This is a genomic window from Streptomyces liliiviolaceus (assembly GCF_018070025.1).
Lineage (GTDB): Bacteria > Actinomycetota > Actinomycetes > Streptomycetales > Streptomycetaceae > Streptomyces > Streptomyces liliiviolaceus.
The window spans coordinates 6,509,925-6,523,400 of the sequence record NZ_JAGPYQ010000001.1 but is presented as its reverse complement, the minus strand read 5'-3'; the positions used below and the strand labels follow the sequence as shown (position 1 = coordinate 6,523,400).

The 13,476-nt window shown below is 69.9% G+C and carries 9 protein-coding genes and 1 tRNA gene; 4 read left to right on the top strand and 6 right to left on the bottom strand.

The window, feature by feature from the left end; genetic code table 11:
* Positions 1-83: 83 nt before the first annotated feature.
* Positions 84-890, bottom strand: coding sequence for an alpha/beta hydrolase (locus tag J8N05_RS28085; protein WP_210887551.1), 807 nt, complete (start codon positions 888-890; stop codon positions 84-86).
* A gap of 179 nt (positions 891-1,069) precedes the next feature.
* On the opposite strand from J8N05_RS28085, the gene J8N05_RS28080 reads away from it, so the two are divergent.
* Both J8N05_RS28080 and J8N05_RS28075 read left to right on the top strand, forming a co-directional pair.
* Positions 1,070-1,858 (top strand): sulfite exporter TauE/SafE family protein, encoded by a 789-nt coding sequence (locus J8N05_RS28080; protein ID WP_210887548.1) that lies wholly within the window; start codon positions 1,070-1,072, stop codon positions 1,856-1,858.
* A gap of 99 nt (positions 1,859-1,957) precedes the next feature.
* Complete coding sequence (locus J8N05_RS28075) at positions 1,958-3,835, top strand: glycoside hydrolase family 15 protein (RefSeq protein ID WP_210887545.1); 1,878 nt, start codon at positions 1,958-1,960, stop codon at positions 3,833-3,835.
* A gap of 165 nt (positions 3,836-4,000) precedes the next feature.
* Here J8N05_RS28075 and J8N05_RS28070 read toward each other — a convergent pair whose 3' ends face one another.
* From J8N05_RS28070 to J8N05_RS28060, 3 genes are all read right to left on the bottom strand, one after another.
* Positions 4,001-6,151 carry an MDR family MFS transporter gene (locus J8N05_RS28070; RefSeq protein WP_210887542.1) on the bottom strand — a complete coding sequence of 717 codons (2,151 nt, stop codon included), beginning with the start codon at positions 6,149-6,151 and terminating at the stop codon, positions 4,001-4,003.
* Between the two features lie 72 nt (positions 6,152-6,223).
* Positions 6,224-7,078 carry a precorrin-6A synthase (deacetylating) gene (cobF, locus tag J8N05_RS28065; protein WP_210887540.1) on the bottom strand — a complete coding sequence of 285 codons (855 nt, stop codon included), beginning with the start codon at positions 7,076-7,078 and terminating at the stop codon, positions 6,224-6,226.
* Between the two features lie 58 nt (positions 7,079-7,136).
* On the bottom strand, positions 7,137-7,673 hold the full coding sequence (locus J8N05_RS28060) for a DUF309 domain-containing protein (RefSeq protein ID WP_210887536.1): 537 nt from the start codon (positions 7,671-7,673) through the stop codon (positions 7,137-7,139).
* Positions 7,674-7,773: 100 nt separating this feature from the next.
* On the opposite strand from J8N05_RS28060, the gene J8N05_RS28055 reads away from it, so the two are divergent.
* Positions 7,774-7,847 (top strand) — tRNA-Pro (locus J8N05_RS28055).
* A gap of 488 nt (positions 7,848-8,335) precedes the next feature.
* Entirely contained in the window at positions 8,336-9,178 is an 843-nt protein-coding gene (locus J8N05_RS28050; protein ID WP_210887533.1) for a 4'-phosphopantetheinyl transferase family protein, read from the top strand.
* On the opposite strand, the gene J8N05_RS28045 is transcribed toward J8N05_RS28050, so the two are convergent.
* Together J8N05_RS28045 and J8N05_RS28040 are read right to left on the bottom strand one after the other, a co-directional pair.
* The gene (locus J8N05_RS28045) at positions 9,132-10,160 is read right to left on the bottom strand and encodes a helix-turn-helix transcriptional regulator (RefSeq protein ID WP_210887531.1); all 1,029 of its coding nucleotides are present in this window, start codon (positions 10,158-10,160) and stop codon (positions 9,132-9,134) included. The genes J8N05_RS28050 and J8N05_RS28045 overlap by 47 nt on opposite strands.
* 604 nt (positions 10,161-10,764) lie before the next feature.
* A complete protein-coding gene (locus tag J8N05_RS28040; protein ID WP_210887529.1) occupies positions 10,765-13,425 on the bottom strand; it encodes an AAA family ATPase in 2,661 nt (886 codons plus the stop codon).
* Positions 13,426-13,476 lie beyond the last annotated feature (51 nt).

The window sequence follows — 13,476 nt, the reverse complement described above, 5'->3', positions numbered from 1 at the left end:
GGGTGTCCCTTTCGTCCGGAGCTTCTCGTCGGCTTCTTGTCCGTAGCCTTCGTGTGCTGCCTGCCTGCCCGGAAGGAGCGGTTTCACGCAAGCATGTCGTCCACGAAACGTGTCACATCGGCCAGCACCGTGTCCTTGACCGTCTCGTTGAACACCTCGTGCTGGGCGCCCGGGTACACCCGCTCGTCCCACTCGGTGCCGCGCAGCTCCTCGACACCGACCCGGCTGGCGGCCAGGGGCACGATCCGGTCGTCGTCCCCGTGCAGCCACAGCAGTGGGAGAGTCCCCACGTCACCGCTCTTGGAGATGGTGTCCAGGGTGCGGACGAAGGCCTCCAGCGTGGGCCGCTTGAACGGACCGTGCCACACGAGGGGGTCCGCCGCGTACGCCCGTCCCACCGCCGGATCGCGCGAGAGCGCCGTCGGGTCGATGGGGACCTCGGGCAGCGGATCGAGCGCGAGCAGCTGATGCAGCGGCCCCCAGCTCCCGATCACCGGCCCCGACAGGACGAGCCCGGCCAGCCCGTCCCCGTACCGCTGGGCGTACCGCGCCGCGATCAGGCCGCCCATCGAGTGGCCGATCAGCACGACCGGCACACCCGGGTACGTGTCCCGGGCCAGCAGCTCCACCGCGTGGACGTCGCTCACCACGTCCTCGAAGTCCTCGATCAGCACGCGCTCGCCGCCGGACTTCCCGTGCCCCAGGTGGTCGGGGCCGAACACCGCCGCGCCATGCCCGTGCAGCACGTCGGCGACGTACTCGTAACGGCCGATGTGCTCGCCGTACCCATGGACCAGCAGCGCCACGTACCGCGGTCGTTCCCGTGGCCATTCGCGTGCCGTGATGCTGCTCCGGGTGCCCGTGAGGGTGTGTTCGCGGGAGTCGGCCATGGGTCCTCCATCGGCGTCGGCGAAGGTTCGAGGGCGATCTTCGCAAAGGGTGGGAAGGCGGTCCAGGGCGCCCGGCCGATGGCGGTGGCAGGGGACACCTGTCGGAGATCCCCGCCGGGGGTCACCTGTCGAGACGCCCCTGACAGGGCCGGATAGGTGGGCATAGCATCGGTCCCCGCATGAACACGATGACGCTCTGGAACATCACTGCCTGGGAGTTCGCCGCGCTCGCCGCCGCGGCTCTGCTCGTCGGCTTCTCCAAGACCGCCGTGAGCGGGGCCAACACCGTCAGCCTCGCGATCTTCGCGGCGGTCCTGCCGGCCAGGGCGTCCACGGGGGTGCTGCTGCCCATCCTGATCGTCGGGGACGTGCTCGCCGTCCTCACCTACCGGCGGCACGCGCACTGGCCGACCCTGTGGAAGCTGTTCCCCGCGGTCGCCGCGGGCGTGGTCGTCGGCACGGTGTTCCTGGTGTGGGCCGACGACGCGATGGTGCGTACGTCGATCGGGGCGATCCTGCTGTTCATGGCCGGGGTCACCGTGTGGCGCCGCCGGAAGGCCGAGGCCGGGGGCGCGGAGACGGACGAGGAGCCCGACTCGGTGGCCACGCGGACCGGCCGGATCAAGGCCCGCTCGTACGGGGTGATGGGCGGTTTCACCACGATGGTCGCCAACGCGGGCGGCCCGGTGATGTCGATGTATCTCCTCTCCGCGGGCTTCCGCAAGCTCGGCTTCCTGGGCACCTCCGCCTTCTTCTTCCTGATCGTCAACGTCTCCAAGGTCCCCTTCAGCGTCGGCCTCGGCCTGATCGACGGCCACTCCCTGCTCCTGGACGCGGCGCTCGCGGCGTTCGTCCTCCCGGGTGCCCTGATCGGCAAATGGGCGGTGGACCGCATCAACCAACGCCTGTTCGAACGCCTGGTGATCGCGGCGACGATCCTGGGCGGCCTGCAACTGCTGTTGCGCTGAACAGCGCCGTTTTTCAGGGGCGCGGGGAACTGCGCGATCAGCCACATCGGACCCGCAGAAAACCGACAATCCCCCCAGTGGAACGTCTACCCTGAGCCCATGTCCGAGGCATCCACGCACCAGGACCCACCGACATCAGGCCACGGCCAAGACCACGGCCACTACCTCCCCATCGCCGACCACGGCCTCATCGGCGACCTGCGCAGCGTCGCCCTGGTAGGCACCAACGGCACCATCGACTGGTACTGCTGCCCCTCCTTCGACGCCCCCAGCGTCTTCGCCTCGATCCTCGACGCGGACAAGGGCGGCTCCTTCGAGCTGGCGGCCGCCGTCCCGGCCAGGACCAAGCAGTTCTACTTCCCGGACACCAACGTCCTGCTCACCCGCTTCTTCACGGAGGACGGCGTCGGCGAGATCCAGGACTTCATGCCGGTCGAGGGCGACGGCGACGGGCACAGCGACGGCGGCGGGACGGAGGCGGACCGGCACCGGCTGATCCGCCGCGTGCTGTGCGTACGCGGCTCGGTCCCCTTCCACGCGCGCGTGGCACCCCGCTTCGACTACGCGGCGCAGCCGCACACCGCCCGGATCCACGACGACATGGTGGTCTTCGAGTCCAAGAACCTGTCGCTCGCCCTGACCTCCACCGAGCCGCTCGCCTGCGACGGACTCGACGCGACGGCGGACTTCAAACTCCACGAGGGCGAGTCCGCGGTCTTCGCCCTCGACCAGGTCAGCGGTGACATAGAGCCCCGTGGCTGCCCGCGCGCCGAGGCGGAGAAGCTGTTCGGCGCCACCGTGGCGTTCTGGCGGAACTGGCTGACCGCCTCCCAGTACCGCGGCCGGTGGCGCGAGATGGTGCACCGCTCCGCGCTGACCCTCAAACTGCTCACCTACGCGCCGACCGGGGCGATCGTGGCCGCCGCGACGACCAGCCTGCCCGAGCAGATCGGCGGCGAACGCAACTGGGACTACCGGTACGTGTGGGTGCGCGACGCGGCGTTCTGCGTGTACGCGCTCCTGCGCCTGGGGTTCACCAGCGAGGCCAAGTCGTTCATGGCGTTCACGGCCAGGCACATCAGCCCCGGCGACGGCCGCCCCGCGGGCCCGCTGCAGATCATGTACGGCATCGACGGGCGCACCGACCTGCACGAGGAGGAGCTCGGCCACCTGGAGGGGTACCAGGGCTCCGCCCCCGTCCGGATCGGCAACGCGGCGGCCGACCAGCTCCAGCTCGACATCTACGGCGCCCTCATCGACTCGGTCTACCTCTACGACAAGTGGGCCCAGCCGATCTCCAGCGACCAGTGGGACGACATCTGCGCCCTGGTCGAGTGGGTCTGCGACCACTGGGACCAGCCCGACGAGGGTGTCTGGGAGACCCGCGGCGGCCGTAAGAACTTCCTCTACTCCCGGCTCATGTGCTGGGTGGCGATCGAGCGGGCGATCAGGCTGGCGAACCGCAGGGGCCTGCCCGCGGACCTCCCGCGCTGGCGCGGCGCCCGCGACACGATCTACCGGCGGATCATGGACCGCTGCTGGTCACCGGCGCGCAAGGCCTTCGTCCAGCACGAGGACGACGACGTGCTGGACGCGGCGGTGCTGATGATGCCGCTGGCCAAGTTCATCTCGCCGACGGACCCGAAGTGGCTCTCCACGCTCGACGCACTCACCGAGGACCTGGTCTCCGACTCGCTGGTCTACCGCTACGACCCGAAGGTGAGCCCCGACGGCCTGCGCGGCGAGGAGGGCACGTTCTCGATCTGCTCCTTCTGGTACGTCGAGGCGATGACCCGGGCCGGCCGGCTCGACGAGGCACGCCTGGCCTTCGAGAAGATGCTCACCTACGCCAACCACCTCGGCCTGTACGCGGAGGAGATCAGCCACACCGGTGAACAACAGGGCAACTTCCCCCAGGCCTTCACCCATCTGGCGCTGATCAGCGCGGCCTTCAACCTGGACCGCGCCCTGGGCTGAGCCCCCTAGGGCTGCGCCCCGTAAGGGGCAGCCCCCTAAGGGGCGCGGGGAACTGCGCGGCCAGCCACGACGCACTCGCAGTGGGCGTACGAGGTGCAGGGGCAGGTCCGGTCCGGTTCTCGACTGCGGCTGCGTGGGGGCGGGCCGCGCAGTTCCCCGCGCCCCTTACGGGGCCGGGGCCGGGGCCGTGGCGAGGGCCCTGGGCCCCTGCCCCGCCGACGCCCCGTCCGTCAGGTCCTCGACCAGCAACCGCTTCGCGATGCTGTCGACGGCGACCCGAAGCTCCGCCCCCGAGGGACGACCGAGGTCCTGCTCGACGCGGTCGGAAAGCCAGCGCCCCCACGCCTCACCGATGACACCCGCCTCGCGGGCCCCGGCCTCGGTATGGGAGAAGAGGTTCCCCTCATGAGTGAGGTACCCCTCGTCCACCATCCGCTGGAACACGGGCACCAGCACTTCCGGCGGCACCCGCCGACGCGCGGCGATCAGCGACAGATTCGCATGACCGACCATCCGGGTGAACATCTCGACCTGCATGACGGCCCAGGCTCCCGCGATGTCCAGCCGGGTGTCCGCCCCGATGACGATCCGGCGCAGCTCGTCGGACTTGGTACCGCCGAGGATCTTCCCGACCGTGGCCTCCAGCCGCTGCCGGTTGTCGGCCGCCGACGGTGTCGCGAACCCCTCGCCCATGTCGGTGGACCCCATGCGCGCGCTGTCGCGCAGCTGCACCTGCTTGAGGAACAGGGAGACCAGGAAGCCGAGCGCCGCCACCGGCACGGTCCACAGGAAGACGGTCTGCAGCGTTTCCGCGTACGCCTGGACGAGAGGCGCGGCGGTCGCCGACGGCAGATCGTGCAGCCCCTCCGGGCTGGTCGCCGCCTTGGTGAGCGTCCCGGGATCGGTCCCGCTCGTCCGGGCCGCCTCGGCGATCCCGTCCGCCAGGTTCGGCTTCAGCGTGTTGGCGTAGATCGTGCCGAAGACCGCGGTCCCGAAGGAACTGCCGAGCGTACGGAAGAAGGTGACGCCGGACGTCGCGGTGCCCAGGTCGGTGTACTCGACGGTGTTCTGCACGGCGATGGTGAGGACCTGCATGCACAGCCCGATCCCCGCCCCGAGCACGAACATGTAGAGCGAGGAGAGCCAGGTGCTGGTGCCGCTGTTCATCAGGGAGAGCAGATAGAGCCCGAGGCCCATCACCAGCGAGCCGACGATGGGGAAGAGCCGGTAGTGGCCGGTCTTGCTGATCACGTTGCCGCTGAACACCGACGCGATGAGCAGCCCGACGACCATGGGCAGCGTGCGTACGCCGGAGATCGTCGCCGAGTCGCCGTCCACGTACTGCAGATACGTCGGCAGGAACGTCATCGCGCCGAGCATCGCGAAGCCCACGATGAAGCTGAGGATCGAGCAGACCGTGAAGACGGGGTTGCCGAACAGGCGCATCGGCAGCATGGGTTCGGCCGCGCGGGTCTCCACCCGGCAGAAGCCCGCGAGGGCGACGACACCGCCGGCGAAGAGACCGATGATGGTGGGGGAACCCCAGGCGTACTCGTTGCCGCCCCAGCTCGTCGCCAGGATCAGGGCGCTGGCGCCGATCGCCACCAGCGCGATGCCGAGATAGTCGATCACCGGCTGGGACGGCGACTTCACCACCGGGATCGTGCGGGCCGCGGCGACCACGACGAGGATCGCGATGGGGACGTTGACGTAGAACGCCCAGCGCCAGGTCAGATGGTCGGTGAAGAGGCCGCCGAGCAGGGGCCCGATCACGGTGGCGACACCGAACACCGCGCCGATCGCACCCTGGTACTTACCGCGCTCCCGCAGCGGGATCACGTCGGCGATCAGGGCCATCGCGGTGACCATCAGACCGCCCGCGCCGATGCCCTGCATGGCCCGCCAGGAGATCAGCAGGAGCATGTTCGAGGAGAGGCCGCACAGGAACGAGCCGGTGATGAAGATGATCGCCGACGCCTGGAAGACGAGTTTGCGGCCGAACAGGTCACCGAACTTGCCGACGAGGACCGTGGCGACGGTCTCCGCCAGCAGATAGCTGGTGACCACCCACGACATGTGCTCAGCGCCGCCGAGGTCCGACACGATCGTGGGCAGGGCGGTGCCCACGATCGTCTGGTCCAGCGCGGCCAGCAGCATGCCCAGCATGATCGTCACGAAGACGACGTTGCGGCGCCGCTTGTCCAGCACGGGCGGCTGCGTGGCGGGCGCCTCGGCGGCGGGCGGTCCGGCGGCGGGTCCGGCGGTGTCGATGGTCGTCACACCGGTCAGCTTCACACCGGCCGGTGGGGTGTGCATGCGGGGCCGTCCGCATGGGGGTGCGGGCCGCTTGCCGCGAGGGAGGAAGGGAGGGAGGGACGGGGTCCTGGGTCAGCCGGACCCGGGGCCACACTCGTCTCCGGGACCGCCCTTGTCGCCGGGAGTGCCGTCATCCCCGGGACCGCCGTCATCCCCGGGACGCCGCCTGCGCAGCAGATACGTGTCCATGATCCAGCCCTTGCGCGCGCGGGCCTCCGCACGCAGCGCGACGATACGGGGAGCCGTCTCCGCCAGGGGGCCGGAGGCGAGGATCTCGTCCGGGGTGCCCAGATAGGCGCCCCAGTAGATGTCGATGTCCTCGCCGCTGTCGGCGTACCGCTGGAACGTCTGATGGGCGTCCAGCATGACGACCACGTCGTCGACACCCTCGGGAAGGCCCTCGGCGAGCCGCCGGCCCGTGGTGATCTGCACGGGACGCGCCACCCGGTTGAGCCCGGTGCGGTGACGCGCGGCGAGGGACGACACGCTGCTGATGCCCGGCACGACGTCGTACGCGAAGGCCACGGCACCCCGCTCCAGGATCTCCTCCAGGACGCCCAGCGTGCTGTCGTACAGCGAGGGGTCGCCCCAGACGAGGAACGCCCCGGTCCCGTCCTCGCCCAGTTCCTCGGCGATCAGCCGCTCGATGACACCGGCACGGGCGCTGCGCCACTCCCCGACGGCGGGGGAGTAGCCCGCGCCCTCGGCCGTACGGTCGCGCTCGGGATCGCGCGCCTCGACCGTCCGGTACGTCCCCTCCGGCAGATGCGCGCCGAGAATGTCACGGCGCAGCCGCACGAGGTCCGCTTTCACCTCGCCCTTGTCCAGGATGAAGAACACCTCGGTGTCCCTCAGCGCCTTGACCGCCTGGAGGGTCAGCTGGTCGGGGTCGCCCGCGCCGATGCCGATGACATGAATCCTTCGCACGCCCCGAGTCTGCCCCACGGCGTCACGGCCCCGGTCACCCCACCCGACGGCAAGCGGCCTACGTGTCGCCGCCGCGCAATCGCGGCGCCCACACCGACGCCTCCACGGCGGCTTCGTCCCGCTCCACGACCCCCGCCAACTCGCGCGCCCAGGAGGCGAGTTCGGCCAACGCGAGCCCGTACGGCCGCGGGTTGCCGGAAGCCGTACCCCACTCCTCGACCGCCCCGGCCCCCCGCCGCAGCAGCCGGGCCCCGCCCGTCACGTTCCCCCGCGCCGAGTGCGTGAGCCCCACCGCGAGCTGGGCGAGGCCCCGCCACAGTGCGCGCTCCTCGTCGGGGCCCGACTTCCAGGCGTCCTCGAAGACCTCGTGCGCGTGGAACGGCTTCCCCGCCGCCAGCAGCTCCTGGGCCTCGGTGACGGTGTCCTCGGGGGCGCGCACCACCCCCTCGGGCTGCCGCTCCACACCGTCCACCCCGTACGGCAGGGGCCGCCCGAGCCCGTCCCGGGGCCGGGCGTTGCGTGCCCGGCCCTCCGTGTCCCGGTCCCGCCTGTCGCCGGAAGCGCCGTCAGAGGTGTGGCCAGAGGTGTTGCTCATGCACCGATTGTCCCCCCTCACTCGCCGTCTTCGAGGCACACCTCTGTGTGCGGTAAGGTTCTGTTCGCGCGATCACGCGGTTCACCACCGCGAGACGCATCGGGACGTGGCGCAGCTTGGTAGCGCACTTGACTGGGGGTCAAGGGGTCGCAGGTTCAAATCCTGTCGTCCCGACGATGCGAAGGGTCTTCGCAGGCGAGAGCCTGCGGGGCCCTTTTCGCGTGGGCCGCATTCCGGATTGCGCTGTCGAGTGCGCTGTTCACGGCCGAGATGTTCGTGCTCTTGGCCACAACTTGCACGGCATTAAGTGCGGTGTTGTGCCGTCCTCTTGGGTGAGCGGGCCCATGCTTCACTGATCAGTGCTCCGATGCTCCGGAGATTGATTCAATGGTTGAGGATTTTTTGCGGAGGCGGCAGGAACGCCAGTGGGCGCTGGTTCGCGGAATCGGTAATTCGGCCGCTCGCGAGGATCCTCTTCTTGTGCCACAGGGGCATTGACTGGTCTCATAAGGGGTTTGACGCACGTGCGGGCTTCATAGGGTAGGCGGTGCCCTCGTTGTCCGGAGAGGGTGCCCTGTCGTGAGGCGGGAGACGGTGTTGGGCAGGCACTCGTGTTCGGTACGGGGCGACTGCGCGGGCTGGGTGTGTTCCTGGGACGCGTTATGACACTTCCGGGCGACTCGACCGTGGGTCCCCCGCTCCGTGAACCCGTCGAGGTCCTGGACCGCGACGACGGCTGGGAGCGGGTCGTACGGGACCTCCGGCAGTGCGGGACCGCCCTGGTGCATACACGGCTGGCCGACTGGTGCCCCGAGCCCGAGGACGTCCCGGAGATGCGCCGTCTGCTGGGCCGCGACTGGTCCCGCCATCTCGACCTCGCCCGCCCCGAGACCCGGATCCGGCACGTCGCCGGCCGCCTGCTGCTGAAACATGCGGCGGGCGTGATGCCGTGCGGTGACCCCGAGGACCTGGAACTCGGCTACGGGCCGGCCGGACGCCCGTATCTGCGCGGCTGCGACCAGATGGACATCAGTCTGAGCCACGCCGAGGACCGGCTGCTGGTGGGACTGACCACCACCGGCCTGATCGGCGTGGACTCGCAGCGTGCCGACCGGCAGCTGTCCGGCCCGGGGGCGAGCACGCACGTGTGCACGCCGTACGAGCTGATCTCGCTCGCCAATCTGCCGGAGGCGGAACGCAATCCGACGCTCGTCCGGCTGCGAACACTCAAAGAGGCCTACGGCAAGGCCATCGGGGCCGAGCGGCGACTCCGGTTCACGGAGTTCGGGTTCGGCCCCGACGGCAGGCCCACGCAGGTGCACAGGCCCGACGGAACGCCCGGTACCGGTGCGGAGTGGGCGTTCCGTACCTTCCTGCTGCCCAACGGCTACTGCGTGGGCGCAGCCGTGTACGACGCGGGCTTCGACGGTTCGCGGACGGCTCTCGCCCGCGAGGGGGCTAGTCCCCCGAAGTGGGCTGGACCAGCCCGGACAGCGTGGCGTTGACCCCGGCCTGGAAGCGGCTGGTGGCCTTCAGTTCCTCGGTGATCTCGGCGATGTGCCGACGGCAGGTGCGTACGGACATACCCAGCCGCCGGGCCACCATCTCGTCCTTGTAGCCGTTGGCCATGAGCCGCAGGATCGACGCCTTGACCTCGTCGGCGAGCGGCTCGGGTGCGCTGGTGCCGGGCTGGAAGGGGAGAGCGCCCTGCCACATGTGATCGAACACCGAGCACATGAAGGCGACCAGGTTGGGCTCTCTTATGATCACCGCGCCGCGCCCGGGGTCGGGCAGGTTCTGCTCGGGCAGGAAGGCGACTTCGCGGTCGTAGATGATCAGTCTGTCGATGAGTTCGTCGGTGGTGCGTATCTCGGCGCCCTTGGCGGTGACTTCGGAGACATAGGCGCTGGTGACCAGATCGCTGCGGGCCGTGTGCTGGTAGAGGGTGCGCATTCGGACACCCCGGTCCAGTGCGGCGACATTTGAATTCCGGACGGTGTCGAGAACTTCGGGCGGGCGGGCTCCTCCAGGTTGAACAGTCAACATTTCGGCGCGGGCGCGGAGCAGATGCTCGTCGAGGAGCGCGCGAATGGTGTCGACGTCCGTGATGAGGTCGAAGGCTTCCATCTGATTGCGCTGGCGGCGACCCTCGAAATAGGTCGGCATCAGGGAAAGCATCCGGGTGCGGACTTCGTTGACCGCCTGTTGCAGTTCGCGTATCTGCCACTCGGAGGAGCCCAGCAGCTCCGCGGCGGCGGCGTCCGGGCTCACGGGAGCCAGCCGGTCAGGGTCGCCGGGCAGCGGCTGAAGCAGCCGCAGATGGCGCAGTACGTCCTCGATCCGGGACACTTCCGTGCTGGACACCTTTAATTCATCGGCTATTTCTTCTCGCACGAACTGACCGCGCCGAATTGCATGTCGATATGCGTTGGCGCTTGAGTGGTCGAGTTCGGCGAACTCCGGTGTGGAGCCGTTGATTCCTCCCATGCAGTCCTTCTCCCCCGTGCTGACTTCAGTTGTTGCCATGCAACTTTACGCCAGTGGAGTGGACTTGGGGGGAGCGCCGGAGTCGGGCATCCTGGATCTGGTCACTCGAAGGGGGGTCGGGAAGCGATGACGACGCACGACGCTTCTCCGCTGCAGAAACCAAATCATCACCAATGGGGGATGCATGGGGCTCTTCATGATGAGAGGCGCCATTTCGGGCGAACCGCCGACGGGATCCGCTCCCGCGGCAGTGGGTCCGGAGAGGCGGAACGCGGGCGCGGAGGGTAGGCTCCACGGCCCGTCCGACGACAACGGCTGGCCGCGCGCACGTAGTTGACGCACATGTCGGTGGCCCCTCCCCTTGCCCGGGGAGGGGCCACTGCTGTGCCCGGCCCGGCGCCCCGGACACGGCGTGCGCGGCGCCCCGGCCGGGGCGCCGCGCCGAACACGAGGTGTTCACCACCTATTGCGACAGTAATGAATGACCGAGTGCAAAAAGCCTCCGCGCTTGGCCGACACGAATTGCGAACTCGATTGTCACCTGTGCCAAGGCAAAGGAACCCTGGAAACCCGCGACGGTCTCCCGCCCGGACGGATGAGGTTCTCAGGACCCTTGCGCGGAAGCCAGTTGGAGATCCACGGGAAGATCCTGCCGCCGACTGATCTTGAGTTTCCGATAGACCTTGGTGAGATGCTGCTCCACCGTGCTCACGGTGATGTACAGCCGCAGCGAGATCTCACGATTCGTATAGCCCTGTGCCGCGAGCGCGGCGACCCGCTGCTCGGAACTGCTGAGCTTCGAGTCGACCGCGGTGGTCGCCGGGATCAGGGTCCGCTCACGAGTGAGGTCCCTGGACGCCCTGCCGGGGATCGTCTCCTCGCACAGGGGCTTGGCCCCGCAGATGTGCGCGAGGTTCCAGGCGCGCCGGGTCATCGTGTTGGCCCGGGTGGCCTCGCCGACCGACTGCAGGGCCCGGCCCAGCTCGCCGAGCGCCCGCGCCAGCTCGACCCGGTCCCCGGACCGCCGCAACTCCTCGACGGCCTGACCTAGCAGCGCGGGGCGCTCCTCCTGGGGCACGGTCTTCGCGTGCGTCCGCAGGGAGATCCCGCGTACCCACGGATGGCGGGCGTCGGGCGAGGCGAGCTGACGCTGTACGAGGCGCTCCGCCTGCTGCACCTCACCGAGCCGCAGCAGCGCCTCGGCCGCGTCCGTGCGCCAGGGCAGCACGACGGGCCTGTCCAGCTGCCAGCGCTTCAGCAGCCGGCCGGCCTCGATGAAGTCGCCCAGCGCCAGGTGGAACTGATCGGTGGCCAGGTGGTACAGCCCCCGTGCGCGCAGATGGCCCGGGCCGTGGATGCTGTCGAACAGCTGGTCATCGGCGGGCCGGTTCAGCCGGTCGGCCGCCGCGGCGAAACGTCCGGTCATGGTGTGTGCCCGGACGAGCACCGCGGTGGGTGCCGAGGCGAAGGCGCCCGACGCCGGTGCCGGCAGGACGTCCAGTGCGGCGGAGGCCTGCAGTTCGGCCCCCCGCAGATCGCCGAGCCGCAGCAGTACCTCCGCGTGGAGGGTGGTGAACAGCGCCTGCCAGCCCGGAGCCTCGCGACGTTCGGCCTCCTCGGCCAGGCTCTGGCTCCAGTGGGCGGCCCGCTCCGGCTGCGCGGAATGGGCGAGGGCGCGCACCGCCTGATGGAGCGCGTGCAGAGTCGTGTCGGTGAGGACCGACTGCTCCAGCACCCGCTCCGCCGCCGTACCCGCGCTGCGGTCCGCCGCGTCCGGCACGTCCCAGTACGAGGTGAGCACCCGGCTGCCCGGCAGCTCCGGGAGCTGGAGACTCGTGTCACCCGTCCGGTTCGCGGACTCGGCGATCCGGTCGTTGATACCGGCGGCCTCGGCCACCCGGCCCTGGCAGGCCAGCACATGGGCGACCGACCCCAGCTGCGGACCCGTCAGCGTGCCGCTCCTCGCGGTGTCGAGGCAGGAGGAGAGAAGGCTCTCGGCCCTCCTCGGATCGAAGCGCCACAGCACGGTGGACAGGCGGGTGGTGATGTCGATCCGGATCCGCTCGTCGGAGCATGCCTCGTACGCCAGTCGCAGCGCCGCCGCCGCGGGCCTCGGTTCGTCCCGGGCGAGCAGCCGCTCGGCGTGGTCGCGCAGCATGTCCGTCGCCCACGGCGTCTCGGACCAGGGGATGTCCGCCTGCGCGGAGGCGAGCAGATGCCCTGTCACCGCGGTCGAGTGCGGTTCCGTGTCGTGCAGCAGCCGGGCGACCCGGCGGTGCAGCCGCGCCTGCTCCGCCGAGGTGAAGTCGTCGAGGACGGCCGCGCGGGCCGCCGGGTGCCGAAAACCGCATCCGTCGAGAATGCCGGCGGAGGTGAGCGCCGCTATGCCGCGCGCCGCGGCCGACACGCTGATGCCGAGCAGTTCCGCGGACCGCTCGGGGGTACCGAGACCGCCCAGGACGGTGAAGGCGGCGGCCACCTCGCGGGCGGCGCGACCGCTACGGCGCAGACAGGTGTCCACGGCGTGCGCGAACAGCCCCCCGGTCATCGGCCGCAGCGCGCGCGGTTCGGCGGTGTCGGGCCACGCGGCACGGCAGTCCTCCAGCAGGGCGCGCACCAGCAGCGGATTGCCGCCGCTGATGTTGTGCAGATCCTCCACCAGGCCGTGGTGCCGGGACAGCTCCGGATCGGCGTCGAGCATCTTGGCGACGCCCAGACGACTGAGTCTGCGCAGCCGTACGTACCGGGAGGCGGGACTGCGCAGCAGTTCGGACTGCAGCGACGGGTCGGCGCTCCCGTGCTGCGGCGTGGCCGCCGCCACGAGAAGGATGCGCGCGGAGCGCACATGACGGATGAAGTACCGCAGGTACTGAAGTGACAGTTCGTCGGCGTGGTGCAGATCGTCGATGGAGCACACGACCGGGTCGGCCGCGGCGAAGCCGTGCAGCCACGTGCAGAACTCCCGCATCGACTCGGGGCGTGGCGGCCCCTCGTCCGGGTCGGGCAGCTGAGGCCGCCCGTCGGCCGTGACGTTGTCCAGCAGTTGACGAAGCAGCCCCATCGGCTGCCTGCTCTCCGACTCCGTGCCCTCCGCGTGCAGGACCACGGCCTGGGTGGCGGCGCGTTCGGCCACAGCGGCGAGCAGTGCGCTCTTGCCGCAGCCCGCCGCGCCCTCGATGAGTACCGTCCGGGTCCGCCCGGACAACGCCTCGGCACGCGCCGAGTCCAGCACAGCCAGTTCCTTGGTGCGATCTATCAGCCTCACAGCGGCCCCGTTCCGTGTGAACTGTATGAACATTTGTTCCTCTTGCCCGGC